This window comes from Polaribacter sargassicola (assembly GCF_021991835.1).
Lineage (GTDB): Bacteria > Bacteroidota > Bacteroidia > Flavobacteriales > Flavobacteriaceae > Polaribacter > Polaribacter sargassicola.
This window is the reverse complement of the sequence record NZ_JAHDAU010000162.1, coordinates 1-301: the sequence shown is the minus strand read 5'-3', so window position 1 is coordinate 301 and position 301 is coordinate 1. Positions and strand designations below refer to the sequence as shown.

At 36.5% G+C, this 301-nt stretch carries 1 pseudogene; it reads right to left on the bottom strand.

Annotated features, from left to right (window positions below):
* Positions 1 to 301, bottom strand: a pseudogene (locus tag KI686_RS16310) (MauE/DoxX family redox-associated membrane protein); the annotation flags it as partial.

Here is a 301-nt window from a genome sequence, read left to right as displayed (position 1 = left end):
CTTTGGTTGATTGAGATTGGATTTTAACAGGGTTTATTTTAGCCACACGATTAGTGTCAATAGTATTGCCTTTGTGAACAATATTAAGGAGGGTATCCATAAGGATGTATTGATTACGGTAGTAATACAGGTAAATTAATTGATGACGCTTACGGTTATAATGCAACATGCCATCGGTGCAGAACAGACCGTCTATTTGTTTTTCTAAAATATGAGGTGCGAGTTTTATATAAGGCAGGGTATCGGTTAGGCTACCTAAAACATATGCTTTGGATTCACTACTTAAAGTGCGGATAGCAAA